Below are 2,373 nucleotides of genomic sequence, written 5' to 3'. Positions count from 1 at the left end.
AATCGTTCTGGGTATGCCAACTAGAGGAAGCATTTTTCTTGACTTATATTTCCTTCTTTACTTTCTCATTTTTCTGCTAACCTTCCAAGTCGTGTATTTGAACTGCGTGTTAAACGCCCAACTTCAACTACAGAAAATTTATGATTTATCAGAAAATTTGTTAGCTCTCGACCATATGAACCTGTGCCCTCAATCCCAAAAAAAGCAACTTTGCCGGTATTGTCAGGTTGAATAATGGGAAAGAGCAAAAATCACAATAACCCTGAATAAGGCTACTACTTAGGCTTGATTAGATACAGTAACTCTGGTGAACTCTTTCAAATCTTCTATTCCTTTTTTCATCATTTCTTTCGTCATAGCGGCTAATAATTTATGCCTGGGAGGTTGAGTGTGTTGATAAATTAACTCTCCTGCTGATAAAAATCTTTGAGCTTGTTTTACTGAGTTAAATTTTCTCATCTTCTTTTCTCTTAATTTCGTCCATTGATGTGAATTTTTCTCTTGATTGTTCAATCTCTTATGCTGTCTATGTCTGCTTCTAATTCTATTTCTTTAATTGCCACTCCATAACTCTTCAACTTATTAGTAACTATCACCCCAGGAGTCAATTTTTGTTTCTTTACGAGCTTTTTGAATAATCTTTTAGCAGCTTTCTTATTGCGTCGTTTTTGAATCAAGATATCGAGGACTTGTCCTTCAATATCCACTGCACGCCACAACCAATGTACTAATCCTTGTAATGACAATTCTGACCTCGTCTAGATGTCATTTATTAGTTGATTTTCGACGATTGGTTCTGATTTTCTTAGCGATAGGAAGGCTGAATTTATTGACCCAATCTCTGATACTTTCATAAGTTACTTTCACTCCTCTGTAGAGCATCATCTTTTCAATATCGCGCAAACTTAAGGAGAAGCTATTATAGAGCCAGACACAATGACTGATTATTTCTGCGGGGAATCGGTGGCGTGCGTAGGGATTATTTTTCATTTCCCCATTATTTCATACGCCACTTCGTTAACCTGACAGTATCACTCCAACAATGAAAATGGGGTTTTGTTCTCGTCCCGTGAGCATCATAGAAACCCTCAACAGCAGAGGCTTTGACTCTATCTCCTTTCCGCAGACCAGTGCCTGTGAATTTTAGCTCGGTTTTTTTGAAAGTTTCATATAATATCCACCAAAACTTGTATCAAATGTAAATTCGTCTGCTTCTTTGTGTTGTACGACAAAAGGAGGATGCTTGATATTCCAAATATCTATCGTAGGTAAATTCGCTCTTGGATTATCAGCTGAGGTAGTGTGTGTGGCATCCTCTCTGAAACCGATATTAGAAACCAGATTTTTATTTGGGAGAATAGTAAGTCCACTTCTACTCCAACAAGTAAAAAGCCAAGAACAATCCCAATGTAAATCGTTTTCATAAACACATTTGTCAAATATTTTTGTCCAAAATTTTAATTCATAGGGATCTTCACAAACAAATTTTAGGAGTTGTTCTTTCTTAAAATTCTCCCATTTTTTCATCTCAAAATCTATGTTAGACCAACTTCTCTTCCAGGTAGCCCATCCCCAAATATGTGCATATTTAGAGAAGTAGTAGCTATAAGAAGTACGACTTTTACCAAATTGAAAGTTACTTCCACTTATACTCATAATTCTCTCATCATGGCGATATTTATTAATTAGGTTTTGACAAAAGTAGAAGAAAGAAAGAGTTGGCAAACAGTCATCTTCTAAGATAATAGCCTCTTCTACCAAAGAAAAAACCCAGTTTAAACCACTAAGGCATCTAATTGGAGAAGTTTTATTGGTGTCAGAATAGTTAGTTAGAACTTCACAATTCCAATCAACTTGTTCTATTACTGATCTTGTTTTTTTACAAAGCTCTTTCTCCTCTAAAAACCTCGGCCCATCAGCAATAACTAATAACTTTTTTGGTTTAGCCTCCCTTATCTTGCTAAAAACTAGCTTAGTTAAATCTGGACGATTAAAAATAATGAAGGCAACTGGAGTATCTAAAACCATTGAACAGTATAAATTACTATGAATTATATTAAAGTGTTTGTCAATTTAATTGTAATTATTGAGACAGTATCTGAAGCAATTGCAAACGCAAAAGAAAATATAGTAGAAATTTTGGCTAATGAGGATTCTAACATTACAGATATTTCTCTAGAGAATATTGAGACGCTAAATTTAGTGAATTCAACTAAAGAACTATGCAAAATCAAAACTGGAGATGGTTGTGCGTCAAATAACTGAGGGATGATAGGTAATACCAATTCGCGTTCGAAAGTGTAATTTGATAAGGTACGAAACTGGAATGTCAGATGGTTGAGGAATCATGCCCAGAGTCAGTCGAGTTTTACC

The 2,373-nt window shown here is 35.2% G+C and carries 2 protein-coding genes and 1 pseudogene; 1 reads left to right on the top strand and 2 read right to left on the bottom strand.

The features are described 5' to 3' along the window. Nucleotides 1–279 precede the first annotated feature (279 nt). Together XEN7305_RS00125 and XEN7305_RS00120 are read right to left on the bottom strand one after the other, a co-directional pair. Nucleotides 280–990, bottom strand: a pseudogene (locus tag XEN7305_RS00125) (IS6 family transposase). Nucleotides 991–1,143: 153 nt separating this feature from the next. Next, nucleotides 1,144–2,028, bottom strand: a complete 885-nt coding sequence (locus XEN7305_RS00120; RefSeq protein ID WP_006507250.1) for a hypothetical protein — start codon at nt 2,026–2,028, stop codon at nt 1,144–1,146. Nucleotides 2,029–2,046: 18 nt separating this feature from the next. Here XEN7305_RS00120 and XEN7305_RS00115 point away from each other — a divergent pair, with 18 nt between their 5' ends. Continuing rightward, nucleotides 2,047–2,265, top strand: a complete 219-nt coding sequence (locus XEN7305_RS00115; protein WP_006507249.1) for a hypothetical protein — start codon at nt 2,047–2,049, stop codon at nt 2,263–2,265. Nucleotides 2,266–2,373 lie beyond the last annotated feature (108 nt).

Origin of the sequence: Xenococcus sp. PCC 7305 (assembly GCF_000332055.1) — a bacterium.
Taxonomy (GTDB): Bacteria; Cyanobacteriota; Cyanobacteriia; order Cyanobacteriales; family Xenococcaceae; genus Xenococcus.
The sequence above is the reverse complement of the archived record's forward strand: the minus strand, read 5'-3'. Positions and strand labels throughout refer to the sequence as shown.